13 protein-coding genes and 1 pseudogene are annotated in these 12,584 nt (G+C 70.0%); 10 read left to right on the top strand and 4 right to left on the bottom strand.

Translation table 11 applies throughout. The annotated features are described in order from the left end of the window. The 6 genes from cyoC to AOZ49_RS16155 all read left to right on the top strand — a co-directional run. A partial coding sequence (cyoC, locus tag AOZ49_RS16180; RefSeq protein ID WP_054476525.1) for a cytochrome o ubiquinol oxidase subunit III occupies positions 1-593 on the top strand: 593 nt, incomplete at its 5' end. Continuing rightward, entirely contained in the window at positions 590-988 is a 399-nt protein-coding gene (cyoD, locus tag AOZ49_RS16175; RefSeq protein ID WP_054428715.1) for a cytochrome o ubiquinol oxidase subunit IV, read from the top strand. The genes cyoC and cyoD, both read left to right, overlap by 4 nt. 4 nt (positions 989-992) lie before the next feature. Beyond that, positions 993-1,787, top strand: coding sequence for an SURF1 family protein (locus AOZ49_RS16170; protein WP_082380475.1), 795 nt, complete (start codon positions 993-995; stop codon positions 1,785-1,787). An 81-nt stretch (positions 1,788-1,868) separates the two neighbouring features. Next, positions 1,869-3,236: a protoporphyrinogen/coproporphyrinogen oxidase gene (locus AOZ49_RS16165; RefSeq protein WP_054476499.1), complete on the top strand. Its 1,368-nt coding sequence runs from the start codon at positions 1,869-1,871 to the stop codon at positions 3,234-3,236. Between the two features lie 127 nt (positions 3,237-3,363). Continuing rightward, entirely contained in the window at positions 3,364-4,560 is a 1,197-nt protein-coding gene (locus AOZ49_RS16160) for a porin (RefSeq protein ID WP_054476497.1), read from the top strand. 295 nt (positions 4,561-4,855) lie between these two features. Then, a complete protein-coding gene (locus tag AOZ49_RS16155) occupies positions 4,856-5,962 on the top strand; it encodes a porin (RefSeq protein ID WP_054428718.1) in 1,107 nt (368 codons plus the stop codon). Here the strand turns inward: AOZ49_RS16155 and AOZ49_RS33570 are convergent. Both AOZ49_RS33570 and AOZ49_RS33565 read right to left on the bottom strand, forming a co-directional pair. Beyond that, positions 5,959-6,150, bottom strand: coding sequence for a helix-turn-helix domain-containing protein (locus AOZ49_RS33570; protein ID WP_231690360.1), 192 nt, complete (start codon positions 6,148-6,150; stop codon positions 5,959-5,961). The two genes, AOZ49_RS16155 and AOZ49_RS33570, sit on opposite strands and share 4 nt — an antisense overlap. Before the next feature lie 238 nt (positions 6,151-6,388). Continuing rightward, a pseudogene (locus AOZ49_RS33565) lies at positions 6,389-6,685 on the bottom strand (AraC family ligand binding domain-containing protein); the annotation flags it as partial. A 153-nt stretch (positions 6,686-6,838) separates the two neighbouring features. On the opposite strand from AOZ49_RS33565, the gene AOZ49_RS16145 reads away from it, so the two are divergent. After that, positions 6,839-8,011 (top strand): multidrug effflux MFS transporter, encoded by a 1,173-nt coding sequence (locus tag AOZ49_RS16145; RefSeq protein WP_054476495.1) that lies wholly within the window; start codon positions 6,839-6,841, stop codon positions 8,009-8,011. Between the two features lie 32 nt (positions 8,012-8,043). On the opposite strand, the gene AOZ49_RS16140 is transcribed toward AOZ49_RS16145, so the two are convergent. Beyond that, entirely contained in the window at positions 8,044-8,721 is a 678-nt protein-coding gene (locus tag AOZ49_RS16140; RefSeq protein ID WP_054476493.1) for an ArsR/SmtB family transcription factor, read from the bottom strand. A 147-nt stretch (positions 8,722-8,868) separates the two neighbouring features. On the opposite strand from AOZ49_RS16140, the gene AOZ49_RS16135 reads away from it, so the two are divergent. After that, positions 8,869-10,182 (top strand): ParB/Srx family N-terminal domain-containing protein, encoded by a 1,314-nt coding sequence (locus AOZ49_RS16135; RefSeq protein ID WP_054428722.1) that lies wholly within the window; start codon positions 8,869-8,871, stop codon positions 10,180-10,182. 22 nt (positions 10,183-10,204) lie between these two features. Here the strand turns inward: AOZ49_RS16135 and AOZ49_RS16130 are convergent, their stop codons facing one another. After that, positions 10,205-10,813, bottom strand: a complete 609-nt coding sequence (locus AOZ49_RS16130; protein WP_054476490.1) for a glutathione S-transferase family protein — start codon at positions 10,811-10,813, stop codon at positions 10,205-10,207. 116 nt (positions 10,814-10,929) lie between these two features. Between AOZ49_RS16130 and AOZ49_RS16125 the strand changes: the two genes are divergently transcribed. Both AOZ49_RS16125 and gvpU read left to right on the top strand, forming a co-directional pair. Next, on the top strand, positions 10,930-11,913 hold the full coding sequence (locus tag AOZ49_RS16125; protein WP_054476489.1) for a helix-turn-helix transcriptional regulator: 984 nt from the start codon (positions 10,930-10,932) through the stop codon (positions 11,911-11,913). Between the two features lie 179 nt (positions 11,914-12,092). Continuing rightward, positions 12,093-12,542 (top strand): gas vesicle accessory protein GvpU, encoded by a 450-nt coding sequence (gvpU, locus tag AOZ49_RS32980; protein ID WP_197286521.1) that lies wholly within the window; start codon positions 12,093-12,095, stop codon positions 12,540-12,542. The last annotated feature ends 42 nt before the right edge of the window (positions 12,543-12,584 follow it).

Genomic DNA, 12,584 nt, shown 5'->3' with positions numbered 1-12,584 from the left:
CGGAGCCCGTGTTCCACGTGGCCGGCGAACACCACCCGAAGAACGGCACGCTGCTGGGCTTCTGGGTGTATCTGATGAGCGACTGCCTCATCTTCGCCTGCCTGTTCGCCACCTACGGCGTGCTGGGACGCAACTACGCCGCGGGCCCGTCCGGCGCCGACCTGTTCGACCTGCCGCTGGTGGCGGTCAACACCTCGCTGCTGCTGCTGTCGTCCATCACCTACGGCTTCGCCATGCTGGAGATGCGGCGCAACCGGGTCGGCGCCACGCAGGGCTGGCTGGCGGTCACCGGCCTGCTGGGGCTGGGCTTCCTGTCGCTGGAACTGTATGAGTTCGCGCACCTGATCCACATCGGCGCCGGGCCGCAGCGCAGCGCCTTCCTGTCGTCGTTCTTCACGCTGGTGGGCACGCACGGGCTGCACGTCACGTTCGGCATCGTCTGGCTGGTGACGATGATGGTGCAGGTGCGCATGCACGGCCTGATCCCCGAGAACCGCCGCCGGCTGATGTGCCTGTCGATGTTCTGGCACTTCCTGGACCTGATCTGGGTCGGCGTGTTCACCTTTGTCTACCTGATGGGAGTGCTACCATGAACGCCCATGCCGACCACGCGGGCCACGGCCACGGTCACGGCCACCATGACGATGACGACGGCGCCGCCCATGGCACCCTGAAAAGCTACGTCACCGGCTTCATCCTGGCGGCCATCCTGACCGCGATCCCGTTCTGGCTGGTGATGGACCGGGTGTTCGAAAGCTCGCGCACCACGGCGCTGATCATCCTGGCCTTCGCGGCGGTCCAGATCGTGGTGCACATCATCTATTTCCTGCACATGGATGCCAAGTCCGAAAGCGGCTGGAACATGTTGGCGTTAATATTCACGCTGGTGCTGGTCGTGATCACGCTCAGCGGATCCATCTGGATCATGTATCACCTGAACTCCAACATGATGCCCATGTCGATCCACGACATGCGGAATATGCCCTGACGTGATGGCGGCAACAAAAGACTCTACGCATTCCGGCGACACCCCCCGCAATCCCCGCAGCGCAACCACCCTGGCCGTCCTGGGCGTGGTTGCGGTCGCGCTGTTCGCGGGCCTGTGCGCCCTCGGTACCTGGCAGGTGCACCGCCTGGCCTGGAAGCAGAACCTGATCGCGCAGGTGGACCAGCGGGCGCACGCGCCCGCCACGCCCGCCCCCGCTCGCGCCGACTGGCCGGCGCTGACCGCCGACAACGCCGAATACCGCCGCGTGTCGGCCAGCGGCGCCTACCAGTACGACAAGCAGACGCTGGTGCAGGCCGCCACCGAGCTGGGCAGCGGCTACTGGGCCATGACGCCGCTGCAATTGGCGGATGGCGGCGGCACGGTGCTGGTCAACCGCGGCTTCGTGCTGCCCGAATGGCGCAAGCGCCAGGCCGCCGGCGGCCAGCCCGCGGCGGACGCCGCGCCGGTCAAGGTCGACGGCCTGCTGCGCATGGGCGAGCCGGGCAACGGCTTCCTGCGCAACAACGATCCGGCCGCCAACCTCTGGTATTCGCGTGACCTGCCCGCCATCGCCCAGGCGCGCGGGCTGGGCGAGGTGGCGCCCTACTTCATCGACGCCGACGCCGCCCCAGGCGCCGGCCGCGATCCGACGCAGGCGCCGGTCGGCGGCCTGACGACGCTGACCTTCCCCAACAACCACCTGGTCTACGCCATCACCTGGTACGCCCTGGCCGTCATGATCATCGTCGGCGCCGGCATCGTGGCGCGCGAGGAACGGCGGCTGCGCGCGCGCCGCTGACCGGATCAGATCAGGCCCGAATCGACCATCGCAGAGCGGGCGTAGGATACCGGCGTCGCAAACGCCCACGGTATCCCCGCCATGCCTCTTTCCGTCATCGTCATCGGCGCCGGCATCGCCGGCCTGACGGCCGCGCACCGCCTGTCGCAACACGGCGTGCGCGTCACTGTCCTGGAAGCCCGGGACCGGGTCGGCGGCCGCATGAGCACCGACCTGCGCCACGGCTGGCGCATCGATCGGGGCGCGCAGTTCCTGTCCAGCGGCTACGCCCGCATCCACGCCCTGCTGGCCGAGACCGGCCTGCTGGCCTCCTGCCGCCCCACCTCCGGCTGGAGCGCGACCGTGGCCGATGGCCGCGTCCGGCGCCTGCACGCGCGGCGGCCCTGGACCCTGGCGTCATCCGGCCTGATGGGCAAGCGGGAGCTGCTGCGGCTGGGCTGTCGCATGGCGGCCGGCATGCGCGGCACCGCCCGCCTGCCGCTCGATGACTATGCCGCCTGGAGCGACTGGGACGACGGCGACACCGCCGCCTGGGCCGCCCGGCTGGCGGGCGAGCGCGGCCTGGACTACCTGTTCGAGCCGATGCTCGAGGGGTTCTATTTCCAGGCGCCCGAGCAGACCTCGCGCGCCCTGTCGATGGCGCTGTGGGCCTTCGGCGCGCGCCGCAGCCGCACGCTGGCGCTGGCGCAAGGCATGCAGTCGCTGCCAGAGGCCCTGGCGGCGCCGCTGGACCTGCGGCTGGACACGCCCGTCACCGCGCTGGACGTGACGCCCGGCCGGGTCTGCGCGCACACGCCGGCGGGCCCGTTCGAGGCCGACAAGGTCGTGCTGGCGGCGCCGGCGGCGCAGGCGCGCGCGCTGTACCGCGGCGACAGCGAGGCGCAACAGGCCCTGCTCGCCACGCCCTACAGCGCCACCCTCAACATCGCCATCGCGTTGCCCGGCGGCCTGCCCGCGCCGCAAGGGCTGGAGGACGTCTACGGCCTGCTGATCCCGCGCCGCGAGCGGCAGGTCATCGCCGCGGTCGGCATCGAGTCGCGCAAGGCCGCCACCTTGGTGCCGGCCGGCGGCGAACTGCTCAACGTCATGCTGGACGGCCGCGCCGGCGCGCGCCCGCAGGACGCCGACGAGCGGCGCGTGCTGGCGGAAGTGCTGCCCGAACTGGGCCGCCATTTCCCCGGCCTGGTCGGCCGCATCGACTTCACCCATTTCTGCCGCTGGCCGGCGGCCGAGCCCCTGTCGGCGGTCGGCCGGGCGCGCGCCATCCGTGATTACCGCCGGCAATGGCGCGACGCCGACCCGGTGGTGCTGGCCGGCGATTACCTGGCCATGCCCACCACCGACGGCGCGGCCCACAGCGGCGAATGGGCGGCCGCGGCCCTGTTGCGAAACCGCGTCACCGGGGCCGATTCCGCTCCCGTCAATCGGTCCGACAATCGCCGCAGATGACCGGAAATGCGTGACGGTTGACTGAGAATGCTTGAGTGCAATCTACACAGGCAACCGGGAACAACGCGGGCAGCACGCCCCCCCCCCGTCGTTCCCGTTGTTTTTCCCCACTCAAGGAGTTCTCCGGATGAAAAAGACGCTGCTCGCGGCCGCCATGTTGACCACTCTTGCCGGCGCGGCCCAGGCTGAAACCTCGGTCACCCTCTATGGCGTCATCGACACCGGCATCGGCTACAACAAGGTGTCCGGCTCGGTCAACGCGACCGACCCCATCACCGGCGCGCCCCGCGCCGTCGACGTCGGCGCCAGCCGCATCGGCATGATCAACGGCGTCCAGTCCGGCTCGCGCTGGGGCCTGCGCGGCTCCGAAGACCTGGGCGACGGCCTGCGCGCCATGTTCACGGTCGAAAGCGGCTTCGACTCGGGCAACGGCACGTCCCAACAAGGCCGCCTGTTCAACCGCCAAGCCACCATCGGCCTGGCCAACGACAGCTGGGGCTCGCTGGAATTCGGCCGTCAGACCACCGTCGGCGGCACCTTCCTGGGCGATATCGACCCCTTCTACACCAGCTTCACCCAGGCCAACATCGGCACTTCCTTCAGCGCCGCCAACACCATGCGCTGGGACAACATGGTCATGTACCGCAGCGCCTGGTCGGACGGCTTCCAGTTCGCCCTGGGCTATTCCTTCAACGCCGACAGCACCGACAAGAACCAGAGCGGCTTCCGCACCGCCGACAACGCGCGCGGCATCACCGCCGGCCTGCGTTACGTCCAGGGCCCGCTGAACGTCTCGCTGACCTACGATCAGCTCAACAGCTCGAACTCGGCGCGCCAGCTCGACGCCGATGGCGATCCTGTCATGGTCGCCGGCAAGCCGGCGGAATTCGACCATTCCGTCACGCCGCGCCAGTACGCCGTGGCCGCATCGTACGACCTCGAAGTGCTGAAGCTGGCCGCCGCCTACGGGCGCACCACCGACGGCTGGTTCGCCGGCCAGGACCTGGCGGCCAACACGGCGGTCAACGACCAGCTGGGCACCTTCCACTACGCGGCGGGCTTCAAGGCCAACTCCTACATGCTGGGCGCGACCCTGCCGCTGGACGGCATGAGCAACCTGTTCGGCTCGTGGCAGCATGTCTCGCCGTCCAACGACAAGCTGACCGGCGATGACGCCAACATGAACGTCTGGAGCGTGGGCTACACCTACGACCTGTCCAAGCGCACCATGGTTTACGCCTATGGTTCGTACGGCAAGAACTACGCCTTCATCGAAGGTTTGAAGAGCACCGCTGGCGGCGTCGGCTTGCGCCACCTGTTCTAAGCATCCACGCCGGGCCGGCCCTGCCGGCGCCACGCGCGCGACACCGCCACGGATCCGCTCCGTGGCGGTTTTTTTGGCTTCGGCCTGCGGCGACGCGCGGCGCCCTGGGCCGCTTTTCCGGGCCTTCCGGCTGCGAGCCGCGGCGATCTTCACGATACAAATAGACAGAAAATCACGGTTTTTGCCAGGAAATAGGACTTTTTGACCTACACTAGGGGCTGGGAACCACGTTGGGCGTCATGCTCAACGTGTTGTTCCCTTTATTTTTTTCCCTCTACAGCAAGGAGTTCCACGGATGAAAAAGACGCTGCTCGCAGCCGCAATGTTGACCACTTTTGCAGGCGTCGCTCAGGCAGAAACGTCAGTCACTCTCTATGGTGTCATCGACACCGGCATTGGCTACAACAAGATCAAGGGCAGTGGCTATGACGGCAGCAAGCTCGGCATGATCAACGGCATCCAGGCCGGCTCCCGCTGGGGCCTGCGCGGATCCGAAGACCTGGGCGATGGCCTGCGCGCCGTGTTCACGCTGGAAAGCGGTTTCGATTCGGGCAACGGCACCCGCGGCCAGAGCGGCCGCCTGTTCGGCCGCCAGGCCACCCTCGGGCTGGCCAACGACGCCTGGGGCACGATCGAATTCGGCCGCCAGGCCACCGTCGGCTCGAACTACCTGGCCGACATCGACCCCTTCTACACCAGCTACACCCAATCGAACCTGGGCCTGGGTTTCAGCGCGGCCAACACCATGCGCTGGGACAACATGATCATGTATCGCAGCCCCTCGATGAGCGGCTTCCAGTTCGCCGCGGGCTATTCCTTCAACGTCGACGATACCAACAGCGACGAAACCCATTTCCGCACCAACGACAACTCGCGCGGCATCACCGCCGGCCTGCGCTACGTCGAGGGCCCGGTCAACGTCACCCTGACCTACGACCAGCTCAACGGCTCGAACCGCGGCTCGATCGACCACGGCGCGACGCCGCGCCAATACGCCATCGGTGCGTCGTACGACCTGGAAGTGGTGAAGCTGGCCGCCGCCTACGGCCGCACCACCGACGGCTGGTTCGTCGGCCAGGACCTGCCGGCTGGCACGCCCTTCAGCGACGAGTTCGGCACCAACCGCTACGTGGACGGCTTCAAGGCCAACGCCTACATGCTCGGCGCCACCTTCCCGATCGGCGGCGCCAGCAGCGTGTTCACCTCGTGGCAGCACGTCTCGCCGTCCAATGACCGCCTGACCGGCGGCGACGCCAACATGAACGTCTGGAGCGTGGGCTACACCTACGACCTGTCCAAGCGCACCAACCTGTACGCCTATGGTTCGTACGGCAAGGACTACGCGTTCATCGACGGCCTCAAGAGCACCGCGGCCGGCGTCGGCATCCGCCACGTGTTCTAAGGCAACGGGTCGCGCCGGCGCTGCCGGCGCCCCGGCGGCTCGCCGTAGGCGCGCCGGTACATGGCGATGAAGGCGCTGTCGCTGGCATAGCCCACGGCATGCGCCACTTCCGTGACGGACGCGCCCTCGGCCAGCCGGGCCCGCGCCATCAGCAGGCGGCATTGCGTGCGCCAGCGCGTGAACGGCAAGCCGGTCTCCGCCAGAAAGGCGCGCGCCAGCGTACGGCCGCTGGCGCCCACCCGGCGGCCCCCAGTCATCGATCGACAGCGCGCAGGCCGGATTTGCCAGCAGTTCGCGCGCGATCGGCGCCAGCCGCCGATCGCGCGGCATGGGCAGATGCAGCGGCGCCGCGGGCGCCGCCGCCAGTTCATCCAGCAACGCGCCCACCAGGCGCTGGCGCGGCCCGTCCAGCGCCTGGTCGGAGGGCCATTGCGTCACGCGCACGATCATTTCGCGCAACAGCGGATTGACGTCGAGGATGCGCGGCTCGCGCGGCAGGTCCGGATAGACCGCCACATCGAAATACAGGCTGCGATAGGCGAACGTGCCCTGCATGGCCGTGCGATGCACACACCCGGCCGGCAGCCAGGCTGCCTGCAGCGGCGCCAACTGCCCCACCCGGTCGGTGAGATACAGCGTCACCCCGCCTTCCGCCTGATACAGCAATTGCGCGCGTTGGTGCGCATGCCAGTCCGACGCGTGCGCGCGCGTGTCGATCGCCATGCCCACCACGGGGCAGGCGACGAGGTCCGGATCTTCGACGGCATCGGGGGAATAGACAGGCATGTCCGATTGGCGATGTTTTATGGCGCGATAGCGTGATTTTGCGCGCCGCCGCGCGCCTACGCTAGCGGCTTTTCGCATCAAGTCCGTCGCATGTCTTCCCGTCTTTGTTCCCCGCCCGCCTGCGGCGCCCCGCCGCCGTCCTGGCTCGTCATCGCGCTGCTGGCCCTGCCGCAGATCGCCGAGACCATTCTCGCCCCCGCCCTGCCGGACTTGGCGCGCCACTGGCGCCTGGATGCCGCCGCCACGCAGCCGGTCATGGGCGTCTTCTTCGTCGGCTTCGCCGCCGGGGTGTTTCTATGGGGACATCTCGCCGATACCTGGGGCCGCCGCCCCGCCATGCTGGCCGGCCTGGCCACCGGGCTGGCGGGCACGCTGGGCGCGCTGGCCGCGCCGCATTACGCGGCGCTGCTTGGCGGCCGCTTCGTCCAGGCGCTGGGCCTGGCGGCGTGCTCGGTGGTGACGCAGACCGCGCTGCGCGATTGCCTGGACGGCCCGCGGCTGACGCGCACCTTCGTCACGCTGGGCGCGGTGCTGGCCTGGTCGCCCGCCGTCGGACCGCTGACGGGCCAACTGCTGGCCGACCGGCATGGCTATGCCGGCGTGCTGGCGACGCTCGCCGTCGTGATCGCGCTGCTGCTGGGATCGGTCGCCTGGCGCTGGCACGAAACCCGCCCGGCGCGCACCGGCCACGTGCCGCTGGCGGCGCTGGCCGGCCAGATGCTGGCCGACGCCGCGCTGCGCCTGGCGGTGCTGCGGGTCGCCGGCCTGAACCTGCTGGTGTTTTCGTTCTATGCCGCCGGCCCGTTCATGACGGGCCCGCTGCCGGGACTGGGTTTCGGCTGGGTGGGCCTGGGCGTGGCGCTGGTGGGCAGCCTGGGCGCCGCCGCCAACCGCCGGCTGCCCGCCGCCGCGGACGCCGAGCGCCGGGTGCGCTACGGCCTGCGCTGCGTCGCGCTGGGCACGGCGGCGCAGGCCGCCGCCATGGCCTGGCGCCCGGAACCGGGCTGGCTGTGGGCGGCCGCGGCGCTGCCGGTGTTCGCGGGCTATGGCCTGGCGATCCCCAATCTGCTGGGGCCGGCGCTGCGCCGCCACGGGCATTGCCTGGGGCGCGCCGGCGCCCTGTTCGGCCTGGCCTACTACAGCCTGCTGGGGTTGGGGTTGGCGGCCACCTCATGGCTGCCTTTCGACACGCCCCGGCCGTTGTCCCTGGCGTGGCTGGGGTTGGCGCTGGCGTTGCTGCTGGCGCGCTCGAAGCCGGCTTGAATGCGGCCCTCTGCGCAAGACGTCGCGGCGCGCTAGCGCGCGGGCGGGTCGGGCGTCTCGACCGCCAGCCCCTCGGCGCGCCAGTCCGGGAAACCGGCGTCGAGCCGCCGGGCGCGCAGGCCGTGCGCCCGCAACGCGGTGACGGCGTCGGAAGACAGCACGCAGAACGGGCCGCGGCAATAGGCCACGATCTCGTGCGCGGCCGGCAATTCGCCGAGCCGCTCGAGCAACTCGCCGGCGGGGATATTGATGGCGCCAGGCAGATGGCCTTGCGCGAACTCGTCGGCGGGCCGCACGTCCAGCAGCGTCATGCTGCCTTCGCCCAGGCGGTCGAGCAGTTCGTCGCGCGAGATGGCTTCCAGCCCGTCGCGGCGATCCTGGCTGTCCGCCACCAGGCGCCGGATCTCGCTCCGGTTGTGCTGCGCCACGGCCCCGAGGGCATTGAGCAGCCCGGCGACGGGCGCGGTGCCGAGCCGGTAGTACACATGCTTGCCGTCGCGCCGGGTCGCCACGAAACCGGCGCGGCGCAACTGCTGCAGGTGCTGCGAGGTATTGGCGACCGACAGGCCGGACAATTCGGCCAGCCGTTCGACCGGGCGCTCGCCCTGCGCGATATGCTCGAGCAGCACCAGGCGATGGGCGTTGCCCAGCGTGCGGGCGAGTTCGGCCAGTTCGGCCGCGAGAGGGGTCTGGAGGGGTGGCGCGGTCATTGGCGGCGATCTTAGCATTGGGGCCGCGTCAATCAAGCGGGACCTTGAACGACGCCTGGCGTGAACCTGGCGTGACGGTGCAATGAACACGAAACACGTGACTGTCATCATTGGATACTTCTTCAGCCGAACCCGAAACGCTCATTCATGTCCCGCTCGCCCAACTCCGTCCTTCCCCGCCCTTTCACCGCGCGCTGGCGCCCCGCCCTGCGGATCCTGGCCCTGGCCGCGCTGCCGCTGGTGCTGGCCGCCTGCAACGGCAGCAAAGACGATGATGACGACAGCCCCGTCGTCCAGAATCCGGCGCCGCCGACCGACACCCGCAACCAGGCCTATCTGGCGACCAAGCCGGGCGACGTCATCAAGGTCCGCATCGAGGAACTGCACCCGACCCAGGCCGCCATCGGCTACGACCAGATCTACTACAAGCTGGGCCGCTGGCAAGGCGACTTCAACCGTCCCACCTGGGCGGCCGACGCGACCAAGCAGCTGGATTATCTGAACCGCACGGTCGGCAAGAAATTCAGCGACTACTGCGAGGACATGGGCGCCAACACGTCCCAGGCCTTTACCTCCATCGCCCAGCTGCAGGCCGCGCGCCTGGACCAGCCGGCCACCTTCAACTGCACCGCGGCGATGGGCGCAAACCCCACCAACCTGAAGACCGTGGTGGTCGGCTGGGACGGCAATCTGTACCTGACCGACGGCCACCACACGTTCTCGTCGCTGCGCGAGATCGCCGACGGCGGCCCCAAGCTGCCGGTATGGGTCAAGGTCGACGCCAACTACAGCGGCATCGGCACCGCCTCGGCCTTCTGGCAGCGCATGGTCGACGAGCGCAAGGCCTGGCTGCGCGACGGCCAGAACCAGCCCATCACCGTGGACCAGCTGCCGACGCGGGTGGGCATCGCCAACGCGCAGGAAGCCGGCGGCATGCAGGAAGACCGCTATCGCTCGCTGGTGTACTTCACCCGCGACATCGCCTACAGCAACGGCAGCCTGCCGGAGTTCGCGGAGTTCCTGTGGGGCGACTGGCTGCGCCGCCAGGTGGCCGGCGGCCAGCTGCCCGGCCTGGACCAGTACGCGATGGCCGCGCCGTCCACGCCCGCGCAGATCCTGACGGTCAGCACCTTGAGCGGCGCGTTGGCGCCCACCGGCGCCAACGACGGCTATGCCGCCGCCGTGCGCAACGCCGCGCTGAAGATGACCGCGCTGGCCGACACCGACATCGTGTTCCAGGACCGCACGGCGGCCAGCCTGGGCCGCATCCAGCTGGTGGCTGGCGCCCCCAGCGGCTCGCCCACCAAGACCGCGCGCGACACGCTGGAAGAACTGCCGCGCAACGACGTCAAGGCCGACGCCACGCCGCAAGGCACCCCGCGCGGCGCGGGCAAGCTGTGGTTCGCGGTCAACTACCGCGCCTGCGGCAAGCCGGCCACCGGCACCTGCTGGGGCTGGTAGGCGCCGGGGCGGCCACGCCGCCTCAGCGGTCGATCTGCATGGCCGGCCGGGCTTGCACCTTGCCCAGCCAGGCCTGCACCTTCGGGTGCGCCGCCACGCGCGCCCCGAGCATCGTGCTGTAGCCGATCACCGAGCCCACCACCAGGTCGGCCAGCGAGTATTCGGCGCCCAGTATCCAGGGCTGGCGCGCCAGGTGACCGTCCAGCACCGCCAGCAAGACGTCCAGGTCGGCCAGCGCCCGTTCCGCCTGGCTCGGATCGCGTTGGCCTTCCTCGCCGTAGCCGACGTGGAACAGGCGCCACAGCACCGCGCCGTACGACACATAGGCCCACGCGCTCCAGGACATGGCGGCCAGCCGTTGCGGCGTGCCCGCGGCGGGCCACAGGCCGCGCTCGACGCCCCATTGCTCGCCCAGCCACAGCTGGATCGCCAGCCCTTCGGACAGCGGCGCACCGTCCACGGTCAGCGTCGGCACCTTGCCATTCGGATTGATCGCCAGGAATTCGGGGCGATGCTGCTCGCCGGCGCGGATGTCGACCTTCACGCGTTCGTGCGGCACCTGCAGTTCGGCCAGGGCGGCGGCGATCGGGGAGGCGCTGGACTGGGGGTACCAATAAAAGACGATGGACATGGAAAAACTCCGGTTTCGTGGATTCCCGCCGCGGCCCCATGGCCGCTGGCGACGGGATGAACTGTAGAATCCATTGCGGACAGTTTCCGCCCTCGATTCGCTTTATCGTCGACGCCATGCTCACCTCCAGCAACCGCCTCCTGCGCCTGCTTTCGCTATTGCAGACCCGCCGCCACTGGGCCGGAGGCGAGCTGGCGCAGACGCTGGAAGTGCACCCGCGCACCCTGCGGCGCGACATCGACCGGCTGCGCGAACTGGGCTACCCGATCCAGGCCAGCAGCGGCGTGGCCGGCGGCTACGCCTTCCGCGCCGGGCACGCGCTGCCGCCGCTGCTGCTGGACGACGACGAGGCGCTGACGGTGGCGATCACCCTGCGCACCGCCGCCACCGGCACGGTCGGCGGCATCGAGGAGGCCGCGCTGCGCGCGCTGGTGAAACTGGAACAGGTGATGCCGTCGCGGCTGCGGCACAAGATGGATGCCTTGCGCTCGGCGCTGGTGCCGCTGGCCCGCCACACCCCGCTGGTGGACGCGGGCCTGCTGGCCGCGCTGGCGGCCGCCTGCCGCGACCAGCTGCGGGTGAGCTTCGGCTACACCGACAGCCGCGGCCAGGCCAGCACGCGCGAGGTCGAGCCGCAGGGGCTGGCGCACACGGGCTGGCGCTGGTATCTGGTGGCCTGGGATCCGGCGCGCGATGACTGGCGCACGTTCCGCCTCGACCGCATCGCCGGCCAGGTGACGCCGGGCGCGCATTTCCGCCCGCGGCCGCCGCCCGATGGCGGCGACCTGCGCGGCTACGTGGCGCGATCGGTGGGCCAGGCGCCCAACGCCGAGGACGCCCGCGTCATCCTGCACGCGCCGCGGGCGGCGATGGCGGCGCGCATTCCGCCGTGGGCCGGCGAACTCGATGCGCTCGATGACGGCCGTTGCCTGCTGCGTTGCGCCGGCCAGTCGCCGGACATGCTGGCCTACTGGTTGATGACGCTGGACGTGGAGTTCGACGTGCTGGCGCCCGCGGCGCTGGCGCAGCGCCTGCGGCAGGCGGGCGAACGCGTCGACCGCATGCTGCAACGCCGCGCCGCGCGCGACGAGGGCCTCTGACCCCCTGCGTCTGAACCCTGCGTCTGAATCCTGCGTCTGAACCCTATTCCCCGGCCCCTCGGGCCGATGCCGAGGAATGGCACCCGAACCGGTTGTTTATCCGCTGATTGCCCCGATGCGCGCGGGCCGCAGTTCGAGTATCTTGTGACTCCCTCGCACATTCCGGAGCCCCTGCCGCCATGAGTCTCGAACCGACCTCCTCCCCGTCCCAGCCCGCCACCGCCGCCGCGGCGCCGCCCGCCGACGTCTTCCTGCAATTCCTGGTGAACCTGGTGAACAACGGCGGCCAGCTCAAGAGCATCGGCGTGACGCTGCAGATGGGCGGCATGCTGGTGTCCGGCGAGATCGTGTCGGGCGCCGAGTACTTCGACCGCTTCGCCGAAACCTTCGCCGACTCGCTGTCGGACGCGGACGGCCAGGCGCGGCAATCGGTGCGCACCTCGCTGGCGGAACTGGGCGACGTGTTCCGGCTGCCGCAACCGGCCGAACCCCTGCCCAACTACATCCACCTGGCCGACGCCCTGTTCTTCACCGCCGACGGCACCCCGATCGCCGGCCAGCCGACGCTGTGGCGCGGCCGCAGCAGCGCCGTGGACGGCTTCATCCTGGGCCGCCTGCAGGCCGCCTGAGCCGGGCGGCCGTGCCAGGGCCTGCCGAACACGACAGGACGC

This window comes from Achromobacter sp. 2789STDY5608615, assembly GCF_001298995.1.
GTDB lineage: Bacteria > Pseudomonadota > Gammaproteobacteria > Burkholderiales > Burkholderiaceae_B > Achromobacter > Achromobacter insuavis.
This window is presented reverse-complemented; position numbering and strand designations above follow the sequence as displayed.